This is a genomic window from Roseateles sp. PN1, from assembly GCF_038419725.1.
GTDB lineage: Bacteria > Pseudomonadota > Gammaproteobacteria > Burkholderiales > Burkholderiaceae_C > Paucibacter_A.
Window position 1 is genome coordinate 445,382 of the sequence record NZ_JBCARA010000001.1, and the last position, 25,975, is coordinate 471,356.

Sequence of the window (25,975 nt, forward strand, 5' to 3'; positions counted from 1 at the left end):
CTGAAATCGGGGGTAATTCAGCAATCGCTAGGGATTTGCGCATTAGTTCTCACCCGCCTGAGGGGGGCAGGCTCAGGGCTGGCGCGGCGTTTGGACTGGCCGCGCCGCGCCGTGGCTTTGGGTCGCTTAGGCGCGACGAGCCTGGTTCAGCAACTCGCGGGTGTCCAACGCAACGCGGCGGGCGGCGGCAGCAAAGTCATTGCCGCTGCTGGCGTATAGCACCGCGCGGGAGGAGCTGACCATCACCGGCCCGCCTTGGCCTTGCTGGCCGCCAATTCCTGCGCGCCAGCCGGCCTTGACCGTGGCGGTGGCATCGCCGCCTTGCGCGCCTACGCCTGGGATCAGCAGGGGCAGGGTGGGGGCGAGTTCACGCACCCGGGCGATCTCGGCCGGGAAGGTGGCGCCCACCACCAGGCCGAGCTGGCCGTTCTTGTTCCAGTCGGTCTGAGCCAAGCGGGCCAGGTGTTCGTAGAGCTTGGGCGTGCCGGGCACATCGGCCAGACGCTGGTTCTGCCAGTCGCTGCCGCCCGGGTTGGAGGTGCGGCACAGCAAGATGGCGCCCTTGTCGGGGTAGCGCAGATAGGGCTCAATCGAGTCAAAGCCCATGAAGGGCGAGAGCGTCACCGCATCGGCCTGATAGCGCTCAAACGCTTCCTTGGCGTATTGCTCGGCGGTGGAGCCGATGTCGCCGCGCTTGGCGTCCAGAATCACCGGCACGCTGGGTGCCACGCGTTTGATGTGGGCCATCAGGCGTTCCAGCTGATCTTCAGCGCGGTGGGCGGCGAAGTAGGCGATCTGCGGCTTGAAGGCCAGGGCCAGATCCTTGGTCGCGTCAACGATGGCGGCGCAGAAGTCGTAGATGCGCCCGGCGTCACCCTTCCAGGCGCCAGGGAACTTGGCGGGTTCGGGGTCCAGGCCCACGCACAGCAGCGAGTCGTTGAGAGTTTCGGCCTGGTGGAGTTGCTGGATGAAATTCATGGGCGATGATGGGCGCAGTTGAAGTGCCATATTGTCCGGGTTTTTGACAGGGGTTTGCCTTCTCGATGCTGGTATTGACGACCGAACGCCTGCGCCTGCGCTGGTTTGAGAGCAGTGACGCGCCCTATGTGCTGGCGCAGTTGCTGGAGCCCTCGTGGATCAAGAACATCCGCGACCCCGGTGTGCACGACCTAGCTGCGGCGCAAAGCTGGATGGAGGAAAAGCTCTTTGCCGGCTACTGGGCCAGCGGCCTGGGGCTGTGGGCGGTGGAGCGCGCCAGCGATGGCCAGGTGCTGGGCATGTGCGGTTTGTTGCAGCGCGACTATCTGCCCGCGCCCGATATCGGCTATGCCTTCTTGCCGCGTTTTTGGGGCCAGGGCTATGCGCGTGAGGCGGCTGCGGCTTGCTTGGCTTATGCGCGGGACGTGCTGGGGCAGCAGCGCCTGTTCGCCAGCACCGCGCTGGACAACGCGCCCTCACAGAAAGTGCTGCAGAGCATAGGCTTTCGCCATCAGGAGGATGTGGCGCTGGAGGGCAATCCAGGCCTGAGCCGGCTCTTCATCTGGGAGGACACCAGCACAGCGACCAACCCAGAGGGCAGCGCAGATGGCCGCGCTGAGGACGCCCAGATTCAGGCCTTGCTGCAGCGCTTCAGCAGCGCATTCAACAATGGCCAGGGACGGGTGCCCCAGGTCTCGGCCTTGCCTTTTTGGATGCTGGGCCGGGCCGCCATCAGCCTGGGTGAGGGGGAGGCCTCGGGCTGCATCAGCCTGCGCGAATTCATGCGTCAGCGGGCTGAGCTGTTGGGGCCGGGTGGGCCCTGGACCGAGTATGAGCAGCACATCAGCAGCCTGCGCCTGGAACGGCATGGCCAACTCGCTCACGCCTGGTTGAACGTGCAGATCAGCGGCTGTGACGCCGGGCAAGCTTTTGCGAGCGAGGGCTTGCAGTCGATTCAATTGCTGCGCCAGGGCAGGGCTTGGAAGATTGCTGCGCTGGCCGGCGCGCACGGGCGTTGAGGCAGGCCCGGACAGGCACAATAGTTGACAGGTTTTGATGGGACACAAGTGATGAATACGGAAGACACTGCAGCCGCACGGATCTTGTTGGTCGAGGACGATGAACGTCTGGCCCAGCTGGTGGCCGAGGCCTTGCGCAAGAGCGGCTATGCCGTGACGCACTGCGTCAACGGACTGGACGGCGAGGCCTTGATGCGTGCCGAGGCTTTTGACGTGGTCTTGCTGGACGGTCATCTGCCGGGCAAGGACGGCTTCGACGTGCTGCGCGATACGCGCGCCCAGTTCGCCGGCCGCATCGTCATGCTGACCGCGCGGGACGACGATATCGACCAGGTGCTGGGCCTGGAAGGCGGCGCGGACGACTACATCACCAAGCCCGTGGCACCGCGCGTGCTGCTGGCCCGTATCAAGGCCTTGCTGCGCCGCGACGCGCCCAGCGCTTCCGCTGCCGACACGGACGAGCTGCGCTTTGGCGCGCTGGTGATCAAACCTTCGGCCCGCGATGTGCGTGTGGCCGGCGCGCCGGTGGAATTGACCACGGCCGAGTACGACTTGCTGCTCTTCCTGGCCGAACGCGCCGGCAGCACCGTGACCCGCGAAGACATCATGCAAGGCCTGCGCGGCATCGAATTCGACGGCCTGGACCGCGCCATCGACGCGCGCGTTTCGCGCCTGCGCAAGAAGATCGGCGACGACGCGCAAGCCGCCGAGCGTATCAAGACCGTGCGAGGGCAAGGTTATCTTTTCGCCAAGGATTGAGGCTGCGGCCATGCCGATGAAGATACGCTCGCCCATGACCCGGGTCGCGCTGGGCTTGGGGCTGGCGGCGTTGGCTTTGGTCTGGCTGATCCAAGGCCTGATGAGCCTGGCGGTGAATGGCGTCACCGACAACTATGTACGCCGCTTCATGCGCGGCACGGTGGACATCTTGGTGGCCGAGCTGGGGCCTTTGTCGACCGAGCAGCGCCGGGCTCGAGTGCAGGTGCTGGACGATCAGTTCTCGTATCCGGTGACCATCGTCTCCGGCGCCGAGTTGAATCCGGCCCACCGCGCCGCCCTGGCGCGTGGCGAGTTGGTGGTGCTCGGCTTCAATCGCCGCATCTACGCGGCCCTGCCGAATACGGCCAAGGCCGAGGCTGACTTTCAGGTGCTGCGCCTCGGGCCGCTGAATGTGGAGGCGAGGGCTAACGAGACCATCGTCAGCCTGCCGCGCGAGGTCTGGATGCAACTGCTCGCGGGCTTGGGCCTGGCGCTGGCGGTGTTCGCCTTGGCGGCCTGGATTCTGCGCCCGATCTGGCGCGATATCCGCCGCCTGCAAATGGCGGCCGATGCCATGACCGAGGGCCGCTTCGAGCTGGCGATTGCCGAGCCCGAAAGCCGCTTGTTTGCCCCAATTGCGGCAGGCGCGCGTGCCACGCTGGAGCGCCTGGCTGCCGCCCTGGCAACCCAGCGCGAGCTGACCGGTGCGGTCTCCCACGAGCTGCGCACCCCGCTGGCGCGCCTGCGCTTCGCCATCGACGCCTTGGTCGAGGAAGAGGACATGGGCAAGCGCGAGCTGGCCGTGCAAGCCTGCGAGCGCGATCTGGACGAGCTCGACACTTTGATCGACGCCAGCCTTACCATCGCCCGCCTGGACATGGGTGCCTTGCAGCCCAGCTGCGAGCCCGGCGACCTGCAAGCCTTGCTGAGCCATGAGGCCGCCAGTCTGGTGCCCCTGCTCGAAGGTAAGCAGCTCAGCACCAATCTCCGCCTGGATCGCCCGGTGCGTTTCGACGCGCGTCTGCTGCCCTATGCCTTGCGCAATGCGCTGCGCAATGCGGCGCGCCATGGCCGGGCGCGCATCGCGCTGTCTGCCTGGGTGGAGGACGGGCAGGTCTTTCTGGTGGTGGAAGACGATGGCGAGGGCGTGCCCGAGAATATGCGCGAGGCCGTGTTCGTGCCCTTCAAGCGGCTGGACCGCGAGAAAGAGCGCGGCAGCCGCGGTTTCGGACTGGGCCTGGCCATCGTGCGCCGGGTGGCCGAGGTGCATGGCGGCAAGGCTCGCATGGGCGCATCGCCATTGCTGGGCGGGGCGCGCTTGCAAATGAGTTGGCCCTTGCTGCCTCCGCCCGAGCCCGAAGTCTTGTTGGATCCCGACTCAGTCTGAGTCCGTGCGAACGTCCCTGCCGAGGAGACTGATCATGATGCGACGACGCGATGTTCTTGTGGGCTTGAGCAGCCTGCCGCTGGCGGCTTGGGCGCAGCCAGCGGCTCGGATACCTGAGTTGCTGTGGTTCATTTTTCTTGAGCGCGGTCGGCCAACGCCGGACGACAAGGCCGCCGTGGCCGCCATGCAGCGCGGCCATATCGACAATTTCAAGCGCCTGTTTGGCCTGGGTCTGCTCTTGGCCGCCGGCCCGCTGCGCGACCCGAGCGGGATCAAGCGCGGCATCGTGCTCGTCCGTGCGACTAGCCGGGAGCAGTTGCAAAGCTATTTCGAGCCGGACGAATATGTGCGCGAGGGCTATATGACCGTCAACGCCACGCCCTGCGGTGCCCGCCGCGGCTTGAACACCGAGGGAATTGACCCGAATGGCATTGAGGAGTCGCGCATTGTGCTGCTGGGGCGCAGCAGTCAGGCCGCCGCGTCTTCCAACGCGCTGGCCGACAAGCTGGAAGCCTTGCTCAAGGCTGAGCTGATCGGCGCCTGGTACCGCCTGAGTGAAGGCCCTGTCGCCGAGATATTGTTTGCCCGCAGCGGTAACAGTGCCGCGGTGCAAGCTGCACTGGTCGAAGATCCCGGCGTGGCGGATGGTTCGGTCAGCCTGGCCATGTGGCCGCAGTGGCTGGGCAAGGGCGTGTTGCGCTGAGGTACACCTAATCAGTTGGTGACAGCCTTGCCGCTTGTATCGCGGCAAGTCCTTCGTCAGCCGAGCCAAGCCTGCCGGCTTGGCTGTGCAGACTCAGAGCTCCTCACTCGCTTTGCTCGTTCGATCGGTCTGTCACTCAAGACATCTAATCAGTTGGTCACAGCCTTGCCGCTTGTATCGCGGCAAGTCCTTCGTCAGCCGAGCCAAGCCTTCCGGCTTGACTGTGCATACTCAGAGCTACTCACTTGCTTCGCAAGTTCGATCGGTCTGTCACTCAAATCGTTAGATATTCTTCGCCAACTCCGCAGCCTTGCCGGTGTAGCTGCCCGGTGTCATGGCCAGCAGACGGGTTTTCTCGGCTTCGGGCAATTCCAGGCCGGTGATGAATTCGCGGATGGATTCGGCGGTGATGCTCTTGCCGCGGGTCAGCTCTTTCAGACGCTCGTAGGGGTTGGGCAAGGCGTAGCGGCGCATCACGGTCTGGATCGGCTCGGCCAGCACTTCCCAGGCGCTGTCCAGGTCCTCGGCCAAGCCGGCTTCGTTGACTTCCAGCTTGTCCAGGCCCTTCAACAGGCTCTCGTAACCCAGCACCGCATAGCCCAGGGCCACGCCCATATTGCGCAGCACGGTGGAGTCGGTCAGGTCACGCTGCCAGCGGCTGATCGGCAGCTTTTGGCTCAGATGGGTCAGCAAGGCATTGGCCAGGCCGAAGTTGCCTTCGGCGTTTTCGAAGTCAATCGGGTTGACCTTGTGCGGCATGGTCGAAGAACCAATTTCACCGGCCTTGGTGCGCTGCTTGAAGTAGCCCAGCGAAACATAACCCCAAACATCGCGTGACCAGTCGATCAGGATGGTGTTGACGCGGGTGACGGCGTCGAACAGCTCGGCCATATAGTCGTGCGGCTCGATCTGGATGGTGTAGGGGTTGAAGCTCAGGCCCAGTTGCTGCTCGATCACGCGCTGGCTGAAGGCTTCCCAGTCGTACTCGGGCCAGGCGCTCAGGTGCGCGTTGTAGTTGCCGACAGCGCCGTTCATCTTGGCCAGCAGCTTCACATCATGGATGCGGGCGCGGGCATTGCGCAGGCGCGCCACCACGTTCGCGATTTCCTTGCCCACGGTGGTCGGGCTGGCGGTCTGGCCGTGGGTGCGGCTGAGCATGGGCACGGCGGCCAGGGTGTGGGCCATTTCGGCCAGCTTGGTGGTGATGCGGTCCAGCGTGGGCAGCAGCACCTCGGCGCGCGCGGCTTTGAGCATCAGGCCATGGCTGGTGTTGTTGATGTCTTCGCTGGTGCAGGCAAAGTGCACGAACTCACCGGCCGCCTTCAGCTCGGGCGAGGCGTCGAAGCGAGCCTTGAGCCAGTATTCAACCGCCTTGACGTCGTGGTTGGTGGTCTTCTCGATGTCTTTGATGGCCAGTGCGTCAGCTTCGGAGAAGCGCGTCACCAGGCCGCGCAGCAGGCCACGGGCGGCTTCGCTGAGCGGCTTGAATTCGGCAAAGCCGGCGTCCGACAGGGCGATGAACCATTCCACCTCGACCTGCACGCGGCGGTGCATCAGGCCGTATTCCGACAGCAGCGGGCGCAGGGCGGCCACGCGGGAGGCGTAGCGGCCATCCAGGGGCGATAGGGCGCTGATCGAGAAGGAGGCGGCGGCATTGTTCATGGCGGTGTGCGGCGCAAGGCCACTGAGCTGGGGTGAGGGGATGCGAAGCCTGTGGCGGCGCCGTGGCGCGGCGGCGGCTTCGGAAAAACCCGCGAATTTTAACCGCCTACCCGCGCGGGACGGGAACTGGCCTCAGAGCTGGCGCGAGGACAGTGACGTCATTCTGGTGCGGGCATGGCAATTCCCAGTGCGGCAAAGCCTGCCCGCAGGCTTTAGTGAGCGTTTGCCGCGCCGTGCGTATAGCAACCGTGTTTTCGTCTGTCCGGATCGCCAATCCGAGGGAAGCGCTGCGGCACAATTCTAAAGGCAATGGCCTGATCGGCACGCTGATGTGCCAGGGCAAGTTCGGTCGCCGCTCTTGGTCGGCCGCCGACACCGCGAGTGAAAGACTGTCAATGCGAGCCACCCTGAGAAGCAAGATTCTGCAAGTCTGCGCGGACAAAATCGCCAAGAAGGGGCCGGGTGTCGGCCTGTCTTTTTATGCCTTCTTTGCCAACCGCAACGATGATCCGGCCTTGCTGATGGAAGCGGCGACTTGGTGGATTCAGGACATGCAGCTGGACCACTTTGAGAAGGCCGAAAAAATCTTCGCCTTGGTGGCAGCGCAAGCGACGTCGCAGTCCTAGGGAAGCGCTGCACAAATCAGGCCGGCCCATGCGGGCGCGGCATCGGTCGGTCTGCAGCGTTGCACTTCTCGCCAATAGCGACGGCTATTGGCTTCAAGCTGCGCCTTGCAGCTCATCCCGACCCGCACGACAAGGTCTCGCCCCGGGTTATGCAGAGCATCCCTAGCCCACCAGCACCTCGTTGATCTGCAGCACCGGGCTCAGATCGGTGTAGTTGACGATGTCGGCCATGATGGCTTTGGCATGGGGGGCGAAAGCGGCCTGAAAGCTCTCCACTGAGGGGCACAACATCTGGCAAAGCGTGATGTAGCTCGGTGGCGAGCCCGGCGCGCCGCCGGCCAGGCCCTTGTCCACGGTGTAGCTCAGACAGGCCTCGCCCATCAGGCTCTTGACCATGGGCATGTGCTTGTGGAGGTAGTAATGGTGATCAAAACGCGCCTCGGCGGCGTAGGGGTACATCACGCTGACCTTGATCATGGCGGGGCTCCCTTGAGTTGCTGCGCAGTCCTGGTGCCGGGCTATGGGCTGCAGGCTGCGGGGCAATGCTGCTGCCGAACAAGCCTGGGCGCAAGCCCTAGTCTGAGGCTTTGGCCTCTTGCGCACGTGCGGCTTGCCATTCCTCCCGCAGCAGGCCAAACATCTCGCCGTCGGCATGGCGGCCGCGCAGAAACAGCACGCCGCGCAGGCGGCCTTCGTAGCTGAAGCCGACTTTCTCGGCGATTCGGCGCGAGGCCAGATTGGCGGGGTCCATGCCGCAGCTCAAGCGGTTGATGTCAAAGTTCTCGAACACATAGTCCACCAAGGCGCGTGCGGCGGCTGTGCCCCAGCCTTGGCCGCGCAGCGCGGGGTCGTCAATCTTCCAGCCGATCTCGCGCGCGCTGGAATAGCGGTGCGCAAGGAAATGCGAGACGCTGCCGATGACGGCGCCGCTGCTCGCGTCGCACACCATCAGGCGCTCCGCCGCTTCGCTGGAAAAGCCGTCCTCGGCGAAGCGCTTGCGCATGAATTGCGGGCTGCGCATCAAGGTGGACTCGAACTCACCGCGCCAATTCAGGTCGCTGGCCATGCGGCACAGCAGTGGCAGGTCTTCTTCTCGCACATGGCGCAGGCTGACCTGCTTGGGCTGATCACTGGTTTTGTCGGCGGCTTGCATGGGATTGAACGCTCCTCGATGAGTCAGCTTATCAAAGCAGCGCGGCGCTCAGCTGGCGCTGAGGTGGCCGTAACTGATGCTTCAGCTGGTAATTTCCACTGCGCGGCGGGCATTCGTCTGCCCTACAACGCCCGCTTTGTATAGCCCAATCTGCAACAGTCGCGTGGCTAGAATGCGCCCAATTGGGATGACGCGTCAGCAGCGCAATATATGAAGTTAATCGGATCACTCGCCAGCCCTTACGTGCGCAAGGTACGCGTCGTCATGGCCGAGAAAAAGCTCGACTACCAGTTTGTGCTGGAAGATGTCTGGGCCAGTGATGCCATCTTGAAGGTGAATCCGCTGGGCAAAGTGCCTTGCTTGGTGATGGAGGGGCAAGACTCCATCACGGGCGCGGTGTTCGACTCACGAGTGATCGTGGAGTATGTGGACACGCTGTCGCCCGTGGGCAAGCTGATCCCCGAGCGCGGCCGTGAACGCACCGAGGTGCGCACCTGGGAGGCCCTGGCCGATGGCGTCATGGACGCCGGTGTCTCGCTGCGTTTGGAGCAAACCTGGTCCGGCCGCGAAGAAGCGCAGCGCAGCCAGGCCTGGATGGATCGCCAGATGAGCAAGGTGCAGGCCGGGCTGACGGCGATGAACCAAGGCCTGGGCGAGAAAGCCTGGTGCTCGGGCAGCCATTTCTCGCTGGCCGATATCGCCGTGGGTTGCGCCCTGGGCTGGCTGGATTTCCGCTTCCCCGCCATCGACTGGCGCAGCGATTGCCCCAATCTGGCGCGTCATTTCGAAAAGCTTAGCGCTCGCCAAAGTTTTATCGACACTGCACCGCGCCTGGCCTGAGGCCAAGCACCTAAAGTCTCACGCCTCAAGCCGAGGCAAGCGCTAGCCGCTGCGTGCCATGCAGGCGGCGGTAAATGGCGTAGAGCTGTTGCTCGATGGCTTCTACCCCGCATTGCCACAGCCGCGCGATCTCATCGCTGAGCAGGCCGAGGCACACCAGACTCAATAACTGGCCCTCACGGCCGCCTGAGGCGCCGGCAGACCCGCTGGCCTCGGCCACCGCGGCCGGCTGGCTGGCGCTGGCCCAGGAGCTGCGGCTCAGGCCCAGGGCTTGCAGGCATTCACGTGCGATGCGCGGCGACATGCTGGCTCGGCCGGCCCACAAGGCGTGCAGGCCTTGTGTCAGCGGTGGGGCCTGGGGGCTGTGGACTTGCTGAACTTCGCCCACCTCGGGCAGCGCTGGGCTGGCCGGGTTGACGTCCAGGCAATAGGCGCTGGCGCCGTCCCGCAGGGTCTGGAACAGCAACAAATCGTCGGCCGTGGGGGTCAGCAGCAGCAGCCGAGGGCGCTGCGGCCAGCTTTGCATCTGGCGGGCCAGGCGGCTGGCGTGGCCGTCCAGCAGGCGCAGGTCGCAGGCCACCACATCGGGCGCCAGGGCCTGAATCTCCTGCTCCGCACTGCGCATCTGCTCGCTCATGCCGCACAAACGCCAAGCCGGCAGCTGGGTCAGCTGAGCTTGGGCCTTGCGCAAAGAGGGTTGGCAGCGGCGAAGCAGGAAAAGAGATGGCATTCGGCAAGGGGAGAAAGACAATGGCAGTTTTGCGGCTTTGAGGGCCGACGCCAACCCCTTGACCCGATGGCGCAGCCCCCTTGAACGTGGGACTTGAAGCCCGCAAGCCGCTCCTTTTTTAACCGTCCGTTCGCCAAGCGCCCGATCTGTACGATTCGCCCCGATCCATCCCAATGAGCTTGCCCATTCTCTACACCTTCCGCCGCTGCCCTTATGCCATGCGTGCCAGGCTGGCTTTGCGTTATGCCGCTGCAGAAGTGGAAATGCGTGAGGTGGCTTTGCGCGCCAAGCCGGCCGAGTTGCTGGCCGCCTCCAGCAAGGGCACGGTGCCGGTGCTGGTCTTGCCCAGCGGCGCGGTGCTGGCGCAAAGCCTGGACATCATGTTGTGGGCCTTGGCCCAGGCCGACCCGGATGGCTGGCTGCAGGCCGCGCCCTGGGCGGCCCAAGCCGAGTGGATCCAGCGCAATGACCTCGAATTCAAGCCCTTGCTGGACCGCTACAAATACCCGCAACGCTTTCCCGAGGCCAGTGTCGAGCAGCATCGCGAGGCGGGCATGGAATTGATGCTGCGGCCACTGGAGCAAGCCTTGAGCGGGCAGGCCTGGCTGTTTGGCGCTCAGCCCAGCGTGGCCGATATGGCGCTGCTGCCCTTCATCCGCCAGTTCGCGGCCGTGGATGCGGCCTGGTTTGAGGCCGCGCCACTGCCCGCGCTGCAAGCCTGGTTGCGCGCTTTTGTGGCTAGCGAGTTGTTTCAGGCGGTGATGCGTGATCGGCCTGCGCCCTGGGTAGCGCCCTCAGTCAGCGACGCCTAGGTCACCCTGCGCCGCAAAGCTGTGCGCCGAGGCCATCGGCCAGTAGAGCTTGAAAACATTGCCCGGCAGTTCGCTGCCGAGCAGGGCGCCCGGCCGGGTGAAGGGCAGCAAGCTGGAGAGCAGGCGCACCTCATGCTGATTGATGCGGTGCACGATGTGGGCTGCGCTGATTTCGCTGGGGTGCTGCAAGCCGGCGGCCTGCACCAGTTCTTGCAAGGCCCGCAAGGTGTTGTCGTGGAAGTTGAATACGCGCTCGGCCTTGTCCGGCACCACCAGGGCTTGCTGGCGCAGCGGGTCTTGGGTGGTGACGCCGGTCGGGCAGTGTCCGGTGTGGCAGCCTTGCGCCTGGATGCAGCCCAGCGCGAACATGAAGCCGCGTGCTGAATTGCACCAGTCCGCGCCCAACGCCATCATGCGGGCGATGTCGAAGGCGCTGGTCACCTTGCCGGCGCAGCCGAGCTTGATCTGGCCGCGCAGGTTCAGGCCGACCAGGGTGTTGTGCACCAGCAGCAGGCCTTCTTGCAGCGGCGCGCCGACATGGTCGGCAAATTCAAGCGGCGCCGCGCCGGTGCCGCCCTCGGCGCCGTCGATGACGATGAAATCCGGTGTTATGCCTGTCTCCAACATGGCCTTGCAGATCGCGAACCATTCCCAGGGGTGGCCGATACAGAGCTTGAAGCCGGTTGGCTTGTCGCCCGAGAGTTCGCGCAGTCGCTGGATGAAGCGCAACATTTCCACCGGCGTGCTGAAGGCGCTGTGGGCGGCGGGGGAGACGCAGTCCTGGCCGATGGGCACACCGCGCGCCGCGGCGATTTCTGCCGTCACCTTGGGGCCGGGCAAGACGCCGCCATGGCCGGGCTTGGCGCCCTGGCTGAGCTTGAGTTCGATCAGCTTGACCTGCGGGTCACGCGCATTGGCCTGGAAGCGCTCGGGGTTGAAGCTGCCGTTGTCATTGCGGCAGCCGAAGTAGCCCGAGCCGATTTCCCAGATCAGGTCGCCGCCATGCTGGCGGTGGTGGGCGCTGATCGAGCCCTCGCCGGTGTCGTGTGCAAAGCCGCCGCGTTTGGCGCCGGCGTTGAGGGCCAGAATGGCATTGGCGCTGAGCGCGCCGAAGCTCATGGCCGAGATATTGAACACGCTGGCCTCGTAGGGCTGGGCGCGCTGCGCGCCGATGGTGATGCGGAAATCGTGCGAGGCGAGCTGGGTCGGTGCCAGCGAGTGATTGATCCACTCATAGCCCTGCGTGCCCACATCCAGCTGGGTGCCGAAGGGGCGCTTGTCGGGGTCGCCCTTGGCGCGCTGGTAGACGAGTGAGCGTTGCTGGCGCGAGAAGGGCGCGGCTTCGTTATCGGCTTCCAGAAAGTATTGGCGGATCTCGGGCCGGATGTACTCGAGCAAAAAGCGGATGTGGCCGATGACGGGGTAGTTGCGCAGCACGGCGCGTTTGGTTTGCTGCACATCGCGCCAGCCCTGCAGGCTCAGCAGGCCGAACACCAGCATCTGCAGGAACTCGGCGCTGGCGAAGCGGCGATTCAACAGCCAGGCGATGGCGTTGATGGCGGTGGCCAAGATGCAGAACAGCCAGGCGCTGTAGCGGATCGGGAATTGCTCGTTCACTCGGTTCAACCAGCTCGGCATGCGCTCACTCCTTGGCGTTTTGGCGCATGGTATGCGCTGTGGCCCTGCGCTCGCCTTGCCGGAACTTGGTGCAAACCCCAGCCATGTCTTCCGGCTGGGCCGCTGCGATCCTGCACAATCAGCCCGCATCAAACTATTCGGATTAGGTAGGGGCGATATGGGCGTCAAAAGCGTGTTTTCGGGTCTGTGGTGGGCTGTCTGTCAGTTCTGGCGGGCGCTGGACGCCACGCGGCGGGCCATCCTTAACCTCTTGCTCTTGCTGATCTTGGTGGCGCTGGTGGTGGGGCTGTTCAACCGTGGCCCCAAGCCTTTGCAAGACAAGACGGCCCTGGTGCTGAATCTGCAAGGCCCGCTGGTGGAGCAGTACTCCGGCTCGCCGCGTGATACGGCGATGGCGCAGCTGCGCGGATCCAAGCAAAAGCAAACGCGCTTGCGCGATGTGCTGGCCACGTTGGAAGCGGGCGCCAAAGATCCCAAGATCAGCCATGTGCTGCTGGACCTGGATGAGTTCGGTGGCGCCGGCATGGCCGGGCTGAACGAAGTGGCGGCCGCGCTGGACCGCTTCAAAGCCAGCGGCAAGCCGGTGCTGGCTTATGGCGACAACTTCGATCAGCGCAGCTACTTCCTGGCCGCGCGCGCCAACGAGGTTTATGTGAACCCCATGGGCATGGTGATGATTGAGGGCTTCGGTCGCTATCGCACCTATTACAAGGATGCGCTGGACCGCCTGGGCGTCAGCGCCAATGTCTTGCGCGTGGGTGCCTTCAAGAACGCCGCTGAACCCTATTTCGCCAACGCGCCCTCCAAGGCCGCGCTGGAGGCGGAAGCCTATCTGTACGGCGACCTGTGGGCGCGCTACACCGGCGCGGTGGAAACCGCCCGCAAGCTGCCCAAGGGTGCCATCGTCGCAGGCATCGAGGCCTTGCCGGAAACGCTGGCGCAGCTCAAGGGCGACAGCGCCAAGCTGGCCTTGCAGGCCAAGCTGGTGGACGGCATCAAGACCCGCGACGAGATGCGTGAACTCTTGATCGCGCGCGGCGCCAAGGACGAGAAGGGCAAGAGCTTCCGCCGCATCTCGCTGGACGAATACCAGGCTTATCTGAAGCCGGCCGCGCAACACGGCCCGGCCGTGGGCGTGGTGGTGGCCGAAGGTGAAATCGTCGACGGCGACGCCGCTGCCGGCCGCATCGGCGGTGACAGCACCGCGCGCCAGATCCGCCAAGCGCGTGAGGACGATCAAATCAAGGCCGTGGTGCTGCGCGTCAACTCGCCCGGCGGCAGCGCTTTTGCGTCCGAGATCATCCGCCGTGAGCTGGAGCTGACGCAAAAAGCCGGCAAGCCGGTGGTGATTTCCATGGGCGATGTGGCGGCCTCGGGCGGCTACTGGATCTCGATGTCCTCCAAGGAGGTGATTGCCGACCCGGCCACCGTGACCGGCTCGATCGGCGTCTTCGGCATGCTTCCCACCGCCGACAAGCTGCTGGAGAAACTCAGCATCCACACCGGCGGCTACACCAGCACCTGGCTGACCGGCGGCTTTGACCCGCGCCGCCCGCTGGACCCGCGTATGCAGGCCAGCGTGCAGCAGGGCATCAACCACATCTACGACGAGTTCACGTCCAAGGCCGCGGCCGCCCGCAACAAGCCGGTGGCTGACATTGATGCCGTGGCCCAAGGCCGCGTCTGGACCGGCGCGCAGGCCAAGGAGCGCGGCCTGATTGACCGCCTGGGCAGTTTTGACGACGCTATCAAGTCCGCCGCCAAACTGGCCAAGCTGGAAGGCACGCCGCGCGTCAGCTATGTGGAGCGCGAGATGGGCCGCTTGGAGCGTGTGCTGAGCAGCCTGGATGAAGTGGTGGCCCCGGCCATCGCCGCCAGCGTGCGTGCCGAACTGGGCCTGCCCGTGCCGCCCAAGGCCTTGCTGCAAGCGCAAGGCGAGTTGGCCTTTTTGGCCGAGCTGAGCGAGGGCAAGAAGCCATTCACGGCGGTGGTGCACTGCCTGTGCTTGGCGCCGTGATGCCTTGAAGCCTGCCGCATAATCGTGGCGCGGTGTCGCCCTGTCGGCGCTGTCGGAGGCGCAGATGTCGGTGCGGTTCGCAAGCACGGGTTTCCAGGTCGGCCAGCTGCGCAGCAGCATGGCTTGCCTGTTCACCGCTCTGGCGCTGGCCAGTGGCCTGAGCCAGGCGGCTGAACCGGAGCCTGATCGCGCCGCGCCGAAAGCCGAGCGGCCGGCCTCAGTCGGGGCCTCTGAACCCTCGCCGTCCGAGCCTGTCAACTGGCCTGCGGGCTTTCAGTTTGTCAGTTCCGAATTCCCGCCCTTGATTTACGCCAAAGGCGCGGGGGCGCCGGGTGCGCTGGGCGAATTGCTGGCCGAACTGGGCCATGAACTCAGGCACGACCTGCGCCCAAGCTTTTACCCCTTCGCCCGCGCCGCTGCGCTGGTGCGGCGTGGCCCCTCGGTGCTGATGGCGCCCTTGGTGCGTTCGCCCGAACGGGAGGCCTCGGTGAAGTGGCTGGCGGTGCTGTATCGGCAGCGCTATTGCCTCTACGGCAAGAAAGAAGTCGAGGCCCGGCTGTTGAGCGACGACCAAGCCTTGCGCCAATCTCGGGTGGCGGTCTTGCGCGGCGCGGTCAGTCGCGAACGCCTGCGCAGCCTGGGTTTCCGAAACATCATCGAAGAGGCCGATTACCCGCGCATCCTGCGTCGCCTGGATGAGGGCACGGTCGATCTCGTCTACGCCGCTGAGCCTGCTTTCATGGGTGCTTTGCAAGCGGGCGGGCGCGAAGTGCGGGCCTATGCGGAGGGGCCATCGTTTGATACCTCTGATGTGTGGTTGGTCGGTTCAAAGGACTTCAGCGAGGCGCAGGCGGGGCAGGTGCGCGCCGCGCTGGAACGGCTCAAGGCCGACGGCCGCTATGCCAAGTTTTTGCAAAAGGCGCGCCTCAAATCCTGAAGCGAGGCAGCAATTCGTCAGGCTTGCGCTCAGGTCCAAACACCACCCGCTCGGGCATGCTCGAAGCCTTCTCTGCCACGCAGTCGATGCTGGGCGCTCGCTATAATTGCCCTCACAGCGCTGATTTGTTCCGAATTGCGGGCGCTTAACAAATGCAGCTAAAGAGGGACTCCGATCAACCGGCGTCCGCTTTTGCGGAGCCGGTTTTTTGCTTTTTGGAGGATTCTTCCTGTGACCTACGGACACATCGGGCATGTCAGCCCGCAGCGCATGCGCTTCGCCAAGCCGCTGCCCCTGCGCAGCGGCGCCAGCCTCAGCGACTACGAACTCGTTTATGAGACCTATGGCCAGCTGAACGAGCGGCGCGACAACGCGGTGCTGGTCTGCCATGCACTCAATGCCAGCCATCACGTCGCCGGCAGCTACGCGGGCGAAGAGAAAAGCGAAGGCTGGTGGGACAACCTGATCGGCCCCGGCAAACCGCTGGACACCGACAAGTTCTTCGTCATCGGCATCAACAATCTGGGCTCGTGTTTTGGCTCCACCGGGCCCATGCACATCAACCCCGCAAGCGGGAAAATCTACGGGGCGGACTTCCCCGTCGTCACGGTGCAAGACTGGGTTGACGCCCAGGCTTTGCTGCTGGACCAATTGGGCATCACCCAACTGGCGGCGGTGCTGGGCGGCTCGCTCGGTGGCATGCAGGCGCTGGACTGGTCACTGCGCTATCCGGATCGCATGCGCCATTGCATCGCCATCGCCACGGCGCCGGCCTTGTCGGCGCAGAACATTGCCTTCAACGAGGTGGCGCGGCGCGCCATCATCACCGACCCTGATTTCCACGGCGGCCATTTCTACGCCCACGGCGTGGTGCCCAAGCGCGGCCTGCGGGTGGCGCGCATGATCGGCCACATCACCTATCTCTCGGACGATGTGATGGAGCAGAAGTTCGGCCGCCAAATGCGAGCAGCGGACTTGGGCTACAGCACGCAAGACATCGAGTTTGAGATCGAGAGCTATCTGCGCTATCAAGGCGACAAGTTCAGCGACTACTTCGATGCCAATACCTATTTGCTGATCACCCGCGCGCTGGACTATTTCGACCCCGCGCGTGAGCATGGTGGCGACCTCAGCCGCACCTTTGCCAGCGCGCGCTGCAAGTTCTTGCTGGCCAGCTTCACCACCGACTGGCGCTTCTCACCCGCACGCTCACGCGAGGTGGTCAAGGCCTTGCTGGACAACAAGCTCGATGTCTCCTACGCGGAGATCGACGCGCCCCACGGACATGACGCCTTTTTGCTGGAGGACCCGCGCTATCACGGCCTGCTGCGCGCCTACTTTCAACGCATTGCCAAAGAACAGTCGCAAGGAGCCGCAGCATGAGCAGCAGTGAAAGCGTTTTGAAGCAGATCGCTGCGCTGGTTCCTGCCGGATCTCGGGTCTTGGACCTGGGCTGCGGCACCGGCGCATTGCTGGACATGCTGCAAAAAGAAAAGGGCTGCACCGGCTACGGGGTGGAGCTGGATGACGCCAACCTGCTGGCTTGCGCGCAGCGCGGCGTCAATGTGATTCAGCTCAATCTGGAAGACGGCCTGTCCATCTTCGAGGACCAAAGCTTTGATGTGGTCTTGCAGCTGGAGACCCTGCAGCATCTGCGCAATACCGAGTTGATGCTGCGCGAGACCGCGCGCGTTGGCCGCATCGGCATCGTCAGCTTCCCTAATTTTGCGCATTGGCCGAACCGCTTGCAGGTGATGCTGGGCCGCATGCCGGTGACGCGGGTACTGCCTTACGAGTGGTACGACACGCCCAATATCCGCGTCGGCACCTATGCCGATTTCGAGGTGCTGGCGCGCAAGAACCGCCTGCGCGTGCTGGACAGCTTTGGCATCCAGGACGGCCAATCGGTGCGTACCTTCCCGAACCTGCTTTCCAGCATGGCCGTGTTCAAGTTCGACCGCGGCTAAGAACGCGGGTGCTTGAATCGGGAGGCTTGAGTAAGACACGGGCGGGGAGCCATTCGACTTTGCCCGCCCCGCTCAGCGCAACACCTCTCGCAAGAAGCTCACCGTGCGTGCCCAGCCTTGCCGCTGGGCCTGCGCATCGGCTGCGGGCTGGCCACCCATCTTCATCGGGCCGGCATTGTTCAGCGTGGTGGGCATGGTGCCCAGGCCGGTGATGCCGTGGCCGGCGTCTTCGAACAGCAGCAGCTCGGTGGGCAACTGGGCGGCAGCTCGGCGTGCGGCGATGGCGCGAGCCATGCCGCCGGAATCCCAGACCTGATCGTCGCTGCCAGCAATCAAGAGCAGCGGCGCGCTGATCTTCTCGACCTCGATGCGCGCTGCGTTGGCGCGTTCGGGCTGTGCCGCGCGACCCGCGTCATGGGCGCGACGCAGGCGCACCGGTTGGCCGCTCATGAAGCCGGCCACTTCTTCCTGGTAACCCTTGTAGGGCACGAAGGGCAGGGCTTCGCCATGCCAGCTGAATGAGGGCTGGGCCATGGCGCCCTGCATCAGGTCGAAGCCCTCCCAGATCACATCGCTGGGCACCACGGCCACTACGCCTTTGAAGCCGGCGATGCGGCTGGCGCCGGCCAGCACGAATTCAGCGCCTTTGGATGCACCCCAGAGCGCGATGCGACTCGCATCCACTTCAGCTTGCTGGCCCAGCCACGCGCGCGCCGTTTCAAGCTGGCCCAGTTCGATCCGTGCCAAGCTGGTTGGCAGGATGGGTAGTTCCGGTGCCATCGGGCCTTGGGCGCCCCAGCGCGGTGGCGAGAAATAGGGCAGGGCGAGGGCGGCGAAGCCGCGCGCCGCCAAGGCCTCGGCCAAGCGGCGCGAGGTGATGGATCCGCCTTCCGATCCGCCCAAGACGATCACCACCGGTAGCTTCCCCGCGCGTTCCAGCGGCAGCAGCAGCTGCGCGCCGGGCAGGGCGGCGGCGGCACGGGCCTCGACTAGCGCCCTGGCGGGTAGCCAGCGCAGCGTTTGCTCGGCCAAAGGCTTGGGCGCGCCGGCTGTGTCCTGACCCCAGGCCTCCAGTTGCAAGCGGGCTTCGCCTGTTTCGGCTGCGGCGGGCGCCGGCTCGCCGCGTACCGGCAAGGCTGACCAAAACAGTCCGCTGGCGTCAATGCCACTGTAGCTGCCCGAGAGTGGGGCCTGGCGGCTGGTGTCGATGCGGCCCTGTGCATCGGCCTGGAACACCGCCTCGGCGCGCAGCAGCGATGGGCCCATGCCGGGCAGATCGGCGCGTCGACTCAGGCGCAGGGTGATTTGCTCGCCCGGCTTGCCGCCGCTGAGTGAAAGCGTTTGGGCTTCACCTTGCAACACCTCGGCCGCCGGCGCCGCTGCAAGTTGGTAGGCCGCCGCCAGCGAAGCCGTGAGGCTCAAGGCCAGTGCCAGAGAGAACCGGTTCAGGGAGTTACGCATATGAAGCTCCATCGGAATGGGTGGGTGATGGAGCCAGTCTCGCCAGCGCAGACCGACAGTGCCGGCAGCGCGCGACGGATCGACATAATGGGCGACGAATCAACCGCATGGCCTGAATAGCGCTCGTCAACATGAGGCGATGCGCGCGCGGTGCATGCTTCATCACCCCACTCATTCAAGAGGCACACATGATCGGCTACACCACGCTAGGTACCAATGACCTGCCCCGCGCCAGCGCCTTCTACGACGAGCTGTTCGGCGTCTTGGGCATCAAGCGCATCATGGACTTTGGCCGCGGCTATGCCTGGGGCACGGGCATGGACAAGCCCGGCTTCGGCGTGATGACGCCCTTCAACAAGGAGCCCGCCACGGTGGGCAATGGCGTGATGATTGCCCTGGTGGTGGACAGCCGCGCCAAGGTGGACGCGGTGCATGCCAAGGCCCTGGCCCTGGGCGGCCAGGACGAAGGCGCGGTGGGCCTGCGCGGCGAAGGTTTTTACGCCGGTTATTTCCGCGACCTCGACGGCAACAAGCTCAATGTGTTTTGCATGGGTTGAGCTGAGCCCAGGTTCGCCAAGGCGCGCCAGCCGCGCCCGTTCCAGGCGTTTCGATTCACTCAAGCAGGTGGTGTCGCGAACCCCGCTGTTCGGCCATTCCTGCTAATCTGAGCCCAGCATCCAACGCAGGGAAGCCAAGGGCCACGCAGAGGGCCGTTGACAGGACGATTTTGGGGATGAAGTGCAGCAGGGCTTGGGTCCGGTGCATGCGGCAGTCCTGCCTGGGATGGGCCCTGCTGTTGGCCGCTGGCGCTGCGGCGTTTGCGGATTGCGCCAAGCCAATTCGCGTGCCGGTGGCGCCCACCGGCTTCAATGTGCTGGTGCTGAACGAAGGCGCCAGGGTCGAGGGGGTCTACCCCGAGCTGCTGCGCCAGTTGAGCGCCGGCCTGCGCTGCGAGTTTCAGTTCCCGGTCGTGCCGCGCGCACGCGTGACCTTGATGTTTTTCGAAACGCAGGAGGCCGACGTCTTTGTGCCCGCCTCGCGCACCGCGGAGCGGGAAGCGCGCGCGGACTTCGTGCCCATGCTCAAACTCACGCCGACCTTGATCACGCTGGGCACTGCGCGTGAGCTGGCCTCGGTCAGGGATGTGGGCACCTTGCTGGCCAAAAAGTCTTGGCGCGGCGCCATGGTGCGCAGCTACAGCTGGGGCGATGAGTATGAAGGCCTGCTCAAGGCCTTGCAGGCCGACAAGCGCATCGACTTCGTCAACGACCTGCGTACCGTCGGCCAGATGCTGCGAAGCGGCCGGGTGGACTTCACCATTCTGCCGCCCAGTCTTTTGTACTCCGCGCTGACCTTGGCGCCCGATGGCAGCCTGCCGGCAGCTGCTGCGCAAGCTTCCCCCGACAGCCGAGGCGCCTTCGGCCGGGAGTTTCAATTCACGCCCTTGCAGGGCTTGCCGCGCTCGGAGGTGGGCGCCTATCTATCGCGCCAAACCCTGAGCCCGACGGAGCGCCAGCGCCTGCGCGAGGCCATGCAGCGCGCCGCCCAAGACGGCAGCTTGCTGCGCCAGCTGCAACGCTATTACCCAGCGGAGGTCTTGCGGCAAGACGTGCAGATCAACTGAGCGTCGACCTCACGGCTTTAGGCCTCCTCAAAACGACCCAGGCGCACCATGGTGTTACCGCGCTTGCCATGCTTGGTGCTGGGCATGACCAGCACGGTGTTGTCGTGCTGGGTGCGGAAGACCGTATCGCCGTCTTGCGCGAAGGCTGTGCCGGCGGCTGCAATCACGTCCAGCCCGTGCACCGGGAAGAGGAAGTGGAAGTCGGGGCTCAGCGCCGTCACCGCCTCGTTGACGCGAATCAGCTGCTGGCGCTCGGGCAGGGCCAGGCGCAGGCGCTGTTCGGCCCAGGCTGGCGGCACCATGCCGGTCAGGCGCAAAAAGCGCAGCAGGCCGTCGATGGCCACATCCACGGAGGAGGCTTCCCAGTGCTGGCCGCATTCGATCAGCAGGGCATTCTTGGGGCTGTTGGGGTCGCCAAAACCCCCGCGATCACGCATGCGCAGGCCGGAGGGGTGGCCGGTGTCGATCAGCAAATCGCCGGGCATGCCCAGCTGGCGGGCGAAGGCGGCGCCCTTGTCCAGCAGGCCGCACACCATCAGCGGCCGGCAAGCGTCTTGCATCGAATGGATGTCGAACAGCAGGTCGGCGCTGTCCACAAAAGGCTGCAACTGGCGCGCACGCCGCAGCTCCAGTGAGTCGCCCGGGCCGAACAAGACCTCATCGGCCCAGACCCGGTTCAGGTCTTCGTCGATGCAACGCGAGGCATTGGGGTCTTGCTCGTCGAAACGCTCGAAGGCCGCCACATTGGCGAAGCTGAGAATCAGTTTGCCCATCAGCGGCTGGACGCTGCGCCCCATGCCTTGCTTGAACAACCAGTCCAGCGCAATCGCGCCGCACAGCTCGTTGCCGTGGGTGAGGGCTTGCACCATCACGGTGGGGCCGGGCAGGCCGGAGTCCAGCACATGCACATAGTCCGTGCCACTGGCGCTATGGCGGTAGGGCTGGATATCGGGCGGGCGAAGCATCAGGGCAGGGGCGGCGTTCATGGGCTGATTGTGAACCGGCTACTGGCCCAAGGCTTTGCTGCGGCGCAAGACTTCGACCCAGTGCGCCGCCCCTGCAATTGCGGGTGGCGCAGCCGCCCGACTGGTTTTAAGCTACGCCGGTGTCATCTTTCCGTCACGCGCAACTTCTTCATCAAGGTCCAAACATGAAAAACAAACTGCTCATCGCATTGCTGCTTTCCGCTGGCTTGACATCGCTGGCCCAGGCAGCCACTTCCGCCGCTGCTGAAGAGCTGGCCTTGCGTTCGGAATGCGCCGCCGCCAGCAACAGCAAGCTGGGTGCCGCGCCGGCACAAGGCAATGAGTACCACTTCGTCTACTACAAGGGCGATTTCAAGGGTGAGCGCCAAGCGGGCAAGAAGCTGGCTTGCAGCGAGCCGCAGTACGCCGCCTATCTGGACAAGGCTGACCCGGTGCGCGTGATGTCGGCTTACCCGACGGCTGCTGGCCGCCCGAGCGCCAAGCCGTCCGAAGCCAAGTAAAAAGCGCTGTAGCAAAGGGCGCTGGCGAATTTGCCGGTACCCCTTGGCCAAATCGAAGGCCGCACCCGACTTCATTCATGAGTTCGCCGGGCGCGGCCTTTAGTTTTTTTCGCGCCCACTATGCTTGATGCTTTTTGGGGGAGCACAGCATGAGTGACGCGCAATTCGAGCAAGGGCTTGCCATGCGCAAGCAGGTGATGGGTGAGGACTTTGTGGCGGCCGCCTTTGCCGCGCAGACCGACTTCACCGCCCCGCTGCAACAGCACATCACCCGCAATGCCTGGGGCGAAACCTGGCTGCGGCCGGGCCTGGACTTGAAGACGCGCAGCCTGGTCACGGTTGCCATGCTGACGGCGCTGGGCCGCCAACATGAGCTCAAAGGCCATGTGCGCGGCGCCCTCAACAACGGCGCCACGGTGCAGGAGATTCAGGAAGTGCTGCTGCACGCCACCATTTACTGCGGTGTGCCCATGGCCGTAGAAGCCTTCCGCAGCGCGGCGGAGGTGGTGCAGGCCGTGGCCTCAACGCCTGCGCCAATGCCCGCACCCACTCAGCCGCCAGCCGTCTGAGCGGCCCTTAAGTCTTCTTCAGGCCGCGTCAGTGCGCGCCGCGGCTACAGCGCCATGGCTGGCCGCTCTGCCATCGCGGCGCGCCAGCGCAGCAAATGCGGATGCGCTTCGCCGGGCTTGAGCTTGACGATGCGCGCAAAGTCCACCGCCACCACGGCCGTGATGTCGGCAACGCTGAAGCGCTCGCTGGCGATGAAGTCGCGGCCAGCCAGGCGTTCGTTGAGCGTGTCGAAAAACTGCTGCACCCGCAGCAAGCCACGCTGCGCCAGTTCCGGGATCTGCGCATAGCCCACCGGCCCCGGCAGGGCACGCCCGGCCATGGCGGGGGCGCTATTGCGCAAGGCCTCGGCAATCGCCATCAGGCCCTCGAATTCGATGCGCCACTGCCAGCTGGCAATCTCGGCCTTCTCCGACGGGCTGCGGCCCAGCAAGGGGGGCTCGGGGTAGGCGGCTTCGAGGTAGGCCGTGATGGCCGCGTTATCGCTCAGCAGCAGGCCGTCCTCGGTGATCAGGGCCGGCACGGTGCATTGCGGATTGATGCGGCGGTAGGCCTCGCTGAGTTGCTCGCCCTGGCGCAGATCCACTTGCACGGTGGCATGGGAAATGCCTTTTTCGGCCAACAGAATCCGGGCGCGGCGCGGGCTTGGGGCGGTGGCGCAGTCGTAGAGGGTGATGCTCATCGGTGTGGCCTTGCTGCTGAAGTGGGGCGTGGAGGGAGGGGCGGGTGGCGGAGCTGCGGACTCAGCCCGGCGTCGCCAGCTTGTCCTGCGTTTTGGTGTCGAAGTCCGAGGCCTCATGGCGCTCGTGCAACTGGCTGGATGGCTCGCCCCAAAAGCGGTTGACCTTGCGGCCGCGCTGCACCGCTGGCCGCGCGGCGATCTCGTCTGCCCAGCGGATCACATGGCGATAGTCCTGCACTTGCAGGAACTCGCCTGCTTCGTAAAGCTGGCCTTTGACCAAGGCGCCATACCAGGGCCAAACGGCCATGTCTGCGATGGTGTATTGCGCGCCGGCCAGATAGGCGTTCTCCGCCAGGTGGCGGTCCAGCACATCGAGCTGGCGCTTGACCTCCATGGCGTAGCGGTTGATCGGGTACTCGAATTTCTCTGGCGCGTAGGCGAAGAAGTGGCCAAAGCCACCGCCCAGAAAGGGCGCGCTGCCCATTTGCCAGAACAACCACGAGAGACATTCGGCCCGCGCCGCGCCCTCAGCGGGAAGAAAGGCACCGCCGAATTTCTCGGCCAGGTATTGCAGGATCGCGCCCGACTCAAACACCCGCACCGGCTGCGACCCGCTGCGGTCCACCAGCGCTGGAATCTTGGAGTTAGGGTTGATGGCGACGAAGCCGCTGCCGAATTGCTCGCCGGCGCTGATATTGATCGGCCAGGCGTCGTACTCGGCGCCGCTGTGGCCCAGTTCCAGCAACTCTTCCAGCATCACCGTCACCTTGACGCCGTTGGGTGTGGCCATCGAATGCAGCTGCAAAGGGTGGCGGCCGACGGGCAGCGCCTTGTCATGCGTGGCGCCGGCGATGGGCCGGTTGATGCTGGCGAACTTGCCGCCATTGTCTTTGTCCCAGGTCCAGACCTTGGGTGGGGTGTAGGTGGCGGTTTGTTGGGCTTGCTGCTTCTGCTCGTCGTTCATTCCATTTGCTCCGATTCGGTGTGGGTCTATGCGTGCACGCTAGCAGCTTGGGCAAAGGCCGGGGGCTGGCGGGGCTTCAGGTCTGGCGACTACTCTTTGCGGATGATCGTGCCCTTGTCATCCACGGTTTCGTCGTTCTTGAACTCGCCTTCCCAGCGGTCGCCGTTGGCCCAGTAGTAAATGCCTTGGCCGTGTTTGAGGCCCTCGACCCAGGCGCCCGCGAAACGTTCGCCCGACTTCCATGCATAGCTGCCTTGGCCGTGCGGTTTTCCCTGCTTGAAGTCACCTTCGTAGCGGTCGCCCGACGCATGCACCAGCACGCCCTTGCCATGCGGTTGGCCGGCCGACACCGCGCCTTCGTAGCGGTTGCCGTTGGCAAAGCGCAGCACGCCCTTGCCCTGAGGCTGCTCATTCACCCAGTCGCCGTCAAACACCTGGCCATTGGTCCAGCGGAACAGGCCGCGCCCATGGGGGATGCCGCGGCTGACCTGACCCTTGTAGCTGTCGCCATTGGCGAACACCAGCTGGCCTTCGCCGTCAGGCACGCCGTCGATCACCGGGCCATCCCACTGGTTGCCGTTGGCAAAGCGCATCTGCCCCTTGCCGGTGGGCTTGTCGTCCAGCCAATCGCCCACATAGCGCTGGCCGCTGGCCCAGATGAACTCGCCCCGGCCCTGGCGCACGCTGCGAATCAGCGGGCCGATGTAGACATCGCCGTTGGACCATTCCACCCGGCCGGTGCCGCTGACGACCTGGCCGGTCTCGCGCACGAAGCGGCCGAGGTAGCGGGTGTCGCCGCTGCGGATGTCCATCTCCGGCGCGGTCTCGGCGGCCGCCGGCATGGTCTTGCTGGTGCTTGCTGCCGGGCCGGCGGGTGCTGATGGCGAAGGTGGCGAGGTGAGGGCGGTGGTGGCGGCAAGCGTCACTGCCGCAGCGCCGCTCAGCACGGGCGAGGCGGGGGCTGGCGCGGGTACTGCAGCAGTTGCGACTGCCTTGCCCGCTGAGGCCGTAGAGGCCGTAGAGGCCACCGAGGCCGCAGCTTTCGGCGCGGGCGTTGCCGCCGCCGCTGCGACCGGCGCTGGCGCTGTGCTCACCCACGGCGTGCCGCGTTCACGCGCCAAAGCCTGGGCATTGTTGCCGGCCAATTCCTGCGCGCTGCCCTTGCACTGGGCCACGGCTTGGCGCCACAGGGTTTCGGCCACTTGAGACTGTTGCTGGCGCTCCGGCGGGTTCAGGCCAGCGGCGGCATTGCGGAACTTTTGCGTGCTGTCGCGAGCGCGGTCAAACAGGGGCGCGCAATGCTCGGCATTGTGGGCATCGGTCTCGGCTTGCTCGCGCTTCTTGGCGGCCAGCTGCTGCTGGGTGCCGGTGCAATGTTCGGCCGCCAAGTCCCACATGGTCTCAGCCTTGGCATAGAGGTTGGCAGCGTCGGCCCAGCGGCGTTCGCCAAAGGCCTGGCGAGCCAGTTCTTGCAGGGCATTGCCGTCTTGGTGCGACAGCTCACATTGCGAGCCGGCGGCCTGGCGCTCGGCCACGCTGGCGAGCTGCTTTTGGTTGTCGGCCAAATTGCGCTGGGCGCGATCGCGGGCGCGGCCCTCGCAGCCTTCCAGGCCCTGGGTCCACAGCGCGATCGCTTCGACCAGCAGCTTGGCTTGGCTGTCGAGGTCTTTATTGGTGGATCGGGCCAGGGCTGCGCGCAAATCGGCCGACATGGCCTTGGCCGTCAACATCGAGCAGCTGACGATGCTGGGCGCGCCCGTGGCTGCAGAGGCGGCCGATGCTGCTGGAGTCGCGGCCTCCGCCGCAGCCGGCGCATTGGCGCTGGCCGTCGCCACTTCCGGCAAAGGCGCGGCGCTTTGCGCGTTGGCGCCCCCACTCAAGAGCCAGGCCAGGCCGGCGACACAAACCACTCGACTGCTCATCAACGGGATCCGCTGGGACATCTTCTTCATCGTCACTTTCA

26 protein-coding genes are annotated in these 25,975 nt (G+C 65.1%); 15 read left to right on the forward strand and 11 right to left on the reverse strand.

Annotation, left to right across the window (positions count from 1 at the left end):
- Positions 1 to 126: 126 nt before the first annotated feature.
- Positions 127 to 978, reverse strand: a complete 852-nt coding sequence (gene pyrF, locus AABB87_RS01690) for an orotidine-5'-phosphate decarboxylase (RefSeq protein ID WP_341969392.1) — start codon at positions 976 to 978, stop codon at positions 127 to 129.
- 65 nt (positions 979 to 1,043) lie between these two features.
- On the opposite strand from pyrF, the gene AABB87_RS01695 reads away from it, so the two are divergent.
- The 4 genes from AABB87_RS01695 to AABB87_RS01710 are packed head-to-tail and all read left to right on the forward strand — an operon-like array spanning position 1,044 to position 4,846.
- A complete protein-coding gene (locus tag AABB87_RS01695; protein ID WP_341969393.1) occupies positions 1,044 to 1,997 on the forward strand; it encodes a GNAT family N-acetyltransferase in 954 nt (317 codons plus the stop codon).
- Positions 1,998 to 2,048: 51 nt separating this feature from the next.
- Positions 2,049 to 2,756, forward strand: a complete 708-nt coding sequence (locus AABB87_RS01700) for a response regulator transcription factor (protein ID WP_341969394.1) — start codon at positions 2,049 to 2,051, stop codon at positions 2,754 to 2,756.
- Between the two features lie 10 nt (positions 2,757 to 2,766).
- Positions 2,767 to 4,143 carry an ATP-binding protein gene (locus tag AABB87_RS01705; protein ID WP_341969395.1) on the forward strand — a complete coding sequence of 459 codons (1,377 nt, stop codon included), beginning with the start codon at positions 2,767 to 2,769 and terminating at the stop codon, positions 4,141 to 4,143.
- Positions 4,144 to 4,177: 34 nt separating this feature from the next.
- Positions 4,178 to 4,846: a hypothetical protein gene (locus tag AABB87_RS01710; RefSeq protein ID WP_341969397.1), complete on the forward strand. Its 669-nt coding sequence runs from the start codon at positions 4,178 to 4,180 to the stop codon at positions 4,844 to 4,846.
- A gap of 282 nt (positions 4,847 to 5,128) precedes the next feature.
- Here AABB87_RS01710 and purB read toward each other — a convergent pair whose 3' ends face one another.
- Positions 5,129 to 6,508, reverse strand: coding sequence for an adenylosuccinate lyase (gene purB, locus AABB87_RS01715; protein WP_341969399.1), 1,380 nt, complete (start codon positions 6,506 to 6,508; stop codon positions 5,129 to 5,131).
- Between the two features lie 233 nt (positions 6,509 to 6,741).
- On the opposite strand from purB, the gene AABB87_RS01720 reads away from it, so the two are divergent.
- Positions 6,742 to 7,134 (forward strand): DUF6500 family protein, encoded by a 393-nt coding sequence (locus AABB87_RS01720; RefSeq protein ID WP_341969401.1) that lies wholly within the window; start codon positions 6,742 to 6,744, stop codon positions 7,132 to 7,134.
- 162 nt (positions 7,135 to 7,296) lie between these two features.
- Here AABB87_RS01720 and AABB87_RS01725 read toward each other — a convergent pair whose 3' ends face one another.
- Both AABB87_RS01725 and AABB87_RS01730 read right to left on the reverse strand, forming a co-directional pair.
- Entirely contained in the window at positions 7,297 to 7,611 is a 315-nt protein-coding gene (locus tag AABB87_RS01725; RefSeq protein ID WP_341969403.1) for an EthD family reductase, read from the reverse strand.
- Positions 7,612 to 7,708: 97 nt separating this feature from the next.
- Positions 7,709 to 8,287, reverse strand: coding sequence for a GNAT family N-acetyltransferase (locus tag AABB87_RS01730; protein ID WP_341969404.1), 579 nt, complete (start codon positions 8,285 to 8,287; stop codon positions 7,709 to 7,711).
- Between the two features lie 210 nt (positions 8,288 to 8,497).
- Here AABB87_RS01730 and AABB87_RS01735 point away from each other — a divergent pair, with 210 nt between their 5' ends.
- Positions 8,498 to 9,127, forward strand: a complete 630-nt coding sequence (locus AABB87_RS01735) for a glutathione S-transferase family protein (protein ID WP_341969405.1) — start codon at positions 8,498 to 8,500, stop codon at positions 9,125 to 9,127.
- Between the two features lie 25 nt (positions 9,128 to 9,152).
- Here the strand turns inward: AABB87_RS01735 and AABB87_RS01740 are convergent, their stop codons facing one another.
- Positions 9,153 to 9,818 (reverse strand): hypothetical protein, encoded by a 666-nt coding sequence (locus AABB87_RS01740; protein ID WP_341969407.1) that lies wholly within the window; start codon positions 9,816 to 9,818, stop codon positions 9,153 to 9,155.
- A gap of 212 nt (positions 9,819 to 10,030) precedes the next feature.
- Between AABB87_RS01740 and AABB87_RS01745 the strand changes: the two genes are divergently transcribed.
- Positions 10,031 to 10,669: a glutathione S-transferase gene (locus tag AABB87_RS01745; protein ID WP_341969408.1), complete on the forward strand. Its 639-nt coding sequence runs from the start codon at positions 10,031 to 10,033 to the stop codon at positions 10,667 to 10,669.
- Here the strand turns inward: AABB87_RS01745 and AABB87_RS01750 are convergent.
- Entirely contained in the window at positions 10,652 to 12,307 is a 1,656-nt protein-coding gene (locus tag AABB87_RS01750; protein WP_341969409.1) for an FMN-binding glutamate synthase family protein, read from the reverse strand. The two genes, AABB87_RS01745 and AABB87_RS01750, sit on opposite strands and share 18 nt — an antisense overlap.
- A gap of 157 nt (positions 12,308 to 12,464) precedes the next feature.
- Here AABB87_RS01750 and sppA point away from each other — a divergent pair, with 157 nt between their 5' ends.
- The 4 genes from sppA (at position 12,465) to metW (ending at position 17,228) form a co-directional block, all read left to right on the forward strand.
- Positions 12,465 to 14,324 (forward strand): signal peptide peptidase SppA, encoded by a 1,860-nt coding sequence (gene sppA / locus AABB87_RS01755; RefSeq protein WP_341969411.1) that lies wholly within the window; start codon positions 12,465 to 12,467, stop codon positions 14,322 to 14,324.
- A 64-nt stretch (positions 14,325 to 14,388) separates the two neighbouring features.
- Positions 14,389 to 15,261, forward strand: coding sequence for a substrate-binding periplasmic protein (locus tag AABB87_RS01760; RefSeq protein WP_341969414.1), 873 nt, complete (start codon positions 14,389 to 14,391; stop codon positions 15,259 to 15,261).
- A 270-nt stretch (positions 15,262 to 15,531) separates the two neighbouring features.
- On the forward strand, positions 15,532 to 16,644 hold the full coding sequence (gene metX / locus AABB87_RS01765) for a homoserine O-succinyltransferase MetX (protein WP_445944825.1): 1,113 nt from the start codon (positions 15,532 to 15,534) through the stop codon (positions 16,642 to 16,644).
- Positions 16,641 to 17,228: a methionine biosynthesis protein MetW gene (metW, locus tag AABB87_RS01770; protein ID WP_058721087.1), complete on the forward strand. Its 588-nt coding sequence runs from the start codon at positions 16,641 to 16,643 to the stop codon at positions 17,226 to 17,228. The genes metX and metW overlap by 4 nt, the downstream gene beginning before the upstream one ends.
- Positions 17,229 to 17,300: 72 nt before the next feature.
- Here the strand turns inward: metW and AABB87_RS01775 are convergent, their stop codons facing one another.
- Positions 17,301 to 18,689: an acyl-CoA thioester hydrolase/BAAT C-terminal domain-containing protein gene (locus AABB87_RS01775; protein ID WP_341969417.1), complete on the reverse strand. Its 1,389-nt coding sequence runs from the start codon at positions 18,687 to 18,689 to the stop codon at positions 17,301 to 17,303.
- 188 nt (positions 18,690 to 18,877) lie between these two features.
- Here AABB87_RS01775 and AABB87_RS01780 point away from each other — a divergent pair, with 188 nt between their 5' ends.
- Positions 18,878 to 19,246 (forward strand): VOC family protein, encoded by a 369-nt coding sequence (locus AABB87_RS01780; RefSeq protein ID WP_341969419.1) that lies wholly within the window; start codon positions 18,878 to 18,880, stop codon positions 19,244 to 19,246.
- Positions 19,247 to 19,452: 206 nt separating this feature from the next.
- The gene (locus tag AABB87_RS01785) at positions 19,453 to 20,313 is read left to right on the forward strand and encodes a substrate-binding periplasmic protein (protein ID WP_341969421.1); all 861 of its coding nucleotides are present in this window, start codon (positions 19,453 to 19,455) and stop codon (positions 20,311 to 20,313) included.
- A gap of 17 nt (positions 20,314 to 20,330) precedes the next feature.
- Here AABB87_RS01785 and AABB87_RS01790 read toward each other — a convergent pair whose 3' ends face one another.
- Positions 20,331 to 21,299, reverse strand: coding sequence for a succinylglutamate desuccinylase/aspartoacylase domain-containing protein (locus AABB87_RS01790; protein WP_341969422.1), 969 nt, complete (start codon positions 21,297 to 21,299; stop codon positions 20,331 to 20,333).
- Positions 21,300 to 21,463: 164 nt separating this feature from the next.
- On the opposite strand from AABB87_RS01790, the gene AABB87_RS01795 reads away from it, so the two are divergent.
- A complete protein-coding gene (locus AABB87_RS01795) occupies positions 21,464 to 21,799 on the forward strand; it encodes a hypothetical protein (RefSeq protein WP_341969423.1) in 336 nt (111 codons plus the stop codon).
- A 149-nt stretch (positions 21,800 to 21,948) separates the two neighbouring features.
- A complete protein-coding gene (locus tag AABB87_RS01800; RefSeq protein ID WP_341969424.1) occupies positions 21,949 to 22,368 on the forward strand; it encodes a carboxymuconolactone decarboxylase family protein in 420 nt (139 codons plus the stop codon).
- Positions 22,369 to 22,412: 44 nt separating this feature from the next.
- Here the strand turns inward: AABB87_RS01800 and AABB87_RS01805 are convergent, their stop codons facing one another.
- From AABB87_RS01805 to AABB87_RS01815, 3 genes are all read right to left on the reverse strand, one after another.
- Complete coding sequence (locus tag AABB87_RS01805) at positions 22,413 to 23,048, reverse strand: glutathione S-transferase family protein (RefSeq protein WP_341969426.1); 636 nt, start codon at positions 23,046 to 23,048, stop codon at positions 22,413 to 22,415.
- Positions 23,049 to 23,109: 61 nt separating this feature from the next.
- The gene (gene yghU / locus AABB87_RS01810) at positions 23,110 to 24,012 is read right to left on the reverse strand and encodes a glutathione-dependent disulfide-bond oxidoreductase (protein ID WP_341969427.1); all 903 of its coding nucleotides are present in this window, start codon (positions 24,010 to 24,012) and stop codon (positions 23,110 to 23,112) included.
- 89 nt (positions 24,013 to 24,101) lie between these two features.
- The gene (locus AABB87_RS01815; protein WP_341969428.1) at positions 24,102 to 25,934 is read right to left on the reverse strand and encodes an MORN repeat-containing protein; all 1,833 of its coding nucleotides are present in this window, start codon (positions 25,932 to 25,934) and stop codon (positions 24,102 to 24,104) included.
- Positions 25,935 to 25,975 lie beyond the last annotated feature (41 nt).

What these genes read in the sequence shown, in the direction of transcription:
- pyrF (WP_341969392.1), bottom strand. Translation starts at nt 978, where the DNA reads ATGAATTTCATCCAGCAACTCCACCAGGCCGAAACTCTCAACGACTCG.
- AABB87_RS01695 (WP_341969393.1), top strand. Translation starts at nt 1,044, where the DNA reads ATGCTGGTATTGACGACCGAACGCCTGCGCCTGCGCTGGTTTGAGAGC.
- AABB87_RS01700 (WP_341969394.1), top strand. Translation starts at nt 2,049, where the DNA reads ATGAATACGGAAGACACTGCAGCCGCACGGATCTTGTTGGTCGAGGAC.
- AABB87_RS01705 (WP_341969395.1), top strand. Translation starts at nt 2,767, where the DNA reads ATGCCGATGAAGATACGCTCGCCCATGACCCGGGTCGCGCTGGGCTTG.
- AABB87_RS01710 (WP_341969397.1), top strand. Translation starts at nt 4,178, where the DNA reads ATGATGCGACGACGCGATGTTCTTGTGGGCTTGAGCAGCCTGCCGCTG.
- purB (WP_341969399.1), bottom strand. Translation starts at nt 6,508, where the DNA reads ATGAACAATGCCGCCGCCTCCTTCTCGATCAGCGCCCTATCGCCCCTG.
- AABB87_RS01725 (WP_341969403.1), bottom strand. Translation starts at nt 7,611, where the DNA reads ATGATCAAGGTCAGCGTGATGTACCCCTACGCCGCCGAGGCGCGTTTT.
- AABB87_RS01730 (WP_341969404.1), bottom strand. Translation starts at nt 8,287, where the DNA reads ATGCAAGCCGCCGACAAAACCAGTGATCAGCCCAAGCAGGTCAGCCTG.
- AABB87_RS01735 (WP_341969405.1), top strand. Translation starts at nt 8,498, where the DNA reads ATGAAGTTAATCGGATCACTCGCCAGCCCTTACGTGCGCAAGGTACGC.
- AABB87_RS01745 (WP_341969408.1), top strand. Translation starts at nt 10,031, where the DNA reads ATGAGCTTGCCCATTCTCTACACCTTCCGCCGCTGCCCTTATGCCATG.
- AABB87_RS01750 (WP_341969409.1), bottom strand. Translation starts at nt 12,307, where the DNA reads ATGCCGAGCTGGTTGAACCGAGTGAACGAGCAATTCCCGATCCGCTAC.
- sppA (WP_341969411.1), top strand. Translation starts at nt 12,465, where the DNA reads ATGGGCGTCAAAAGCGTGTTTTCGGGTCTGTGGTGGGCTGTCTGTCAG.
- AABB87_RS01760 (WP_341969414.1), top strand. Translation starts at nt 14,389, where the DNA reads ATGTCGGTGCGGTTCGCAAGCACGGGTTTCCAGGTCGGCCAGCTGCGC.
- metX (WP_445944825.1), top strand. Translation starts at nt 15,532, where the DNA reads ATGCGCTTCGCCAAGCCGCTGCCCCTGCGCAGCGGCGCCAGCCTCAGC.
- metW (WP_058721087.1), top strand. Translation starts at nt 16,641, where the DNA reads ATGAGCAGCAGTGAAAGCGTTTTGAAGCAGATCGCTGCGCTGGTTCCT.
- AABB87_RS01775 (WP_341969417.1), bottom strand. Translation starts at nt 18,689, where the DNA reads ATGCGTAACTCCCTGAACCGGTTCTCTCTGGCACTGGCCTTGAGCCTC.
- AABB87_RS01780 (WP_341969419.1), top strand. Translation starts at nt 18,878, where the DNA reads ATGATCGGCTACACCACGCTAGGTACCAATGACCTGCCCCGCGCCAGC.
- AABB87_RS01785 (WP_341969421.1), top strand. Translation starts at nt 19,453, where the DNA reads ATGCGGCAGTCCTGCCTGGGATGGGCCCTGCTGTTGGCCGCTGGCGCT.
- AABB87_RS01790 (WP_341969422.1), bottom strand. Translation starts at nt 21,299, where the DNA reads ATGAACGCCGCCCCTGCCCTGATGCTTCGCCCGCCCGATATCCAGCCC.
- AABB87_RS01795 (WP_341969423.1), top strand. Translation starts at nt 21,464, where the DNA reads ATGAAAAACAAACTGCTCATCGCATTGCTGCTTTCCGCTGGCTTGACA.
- AABB87_RS01800 (WP_341969424.1), top strand. Translation starts at nt 21,949, where the DNA reads ATGAGTGACGCGCAATTCGAGCAAGGGCTTGCCATGCGCAAGCAGGTG.
- AABB87_RS01805 (WP_341969426.1), bottom strand. Translation starts at nt 23,048, where the DNA reads ATGAGCATCACCCTCTACGACTGCGCCACCGCCCCAAGCCCGCGCCGC.
- yghU (WP_341969427.1), bottom strand. Translation starts at nt 24,012, where the DNA reads ATGAACGACGAGCAGAAGCAGCAAGCCCAACAAACCGCCACCTACACC.
- AABB87_RS01815 (WP_341969428.1), bottom strand. Translation starts at nt 25,934, where the DNA reads ATGAGCAGTCGAGTGGTTTGTGTCGCCGGCCTGGCCTGGCTCTTGAGT.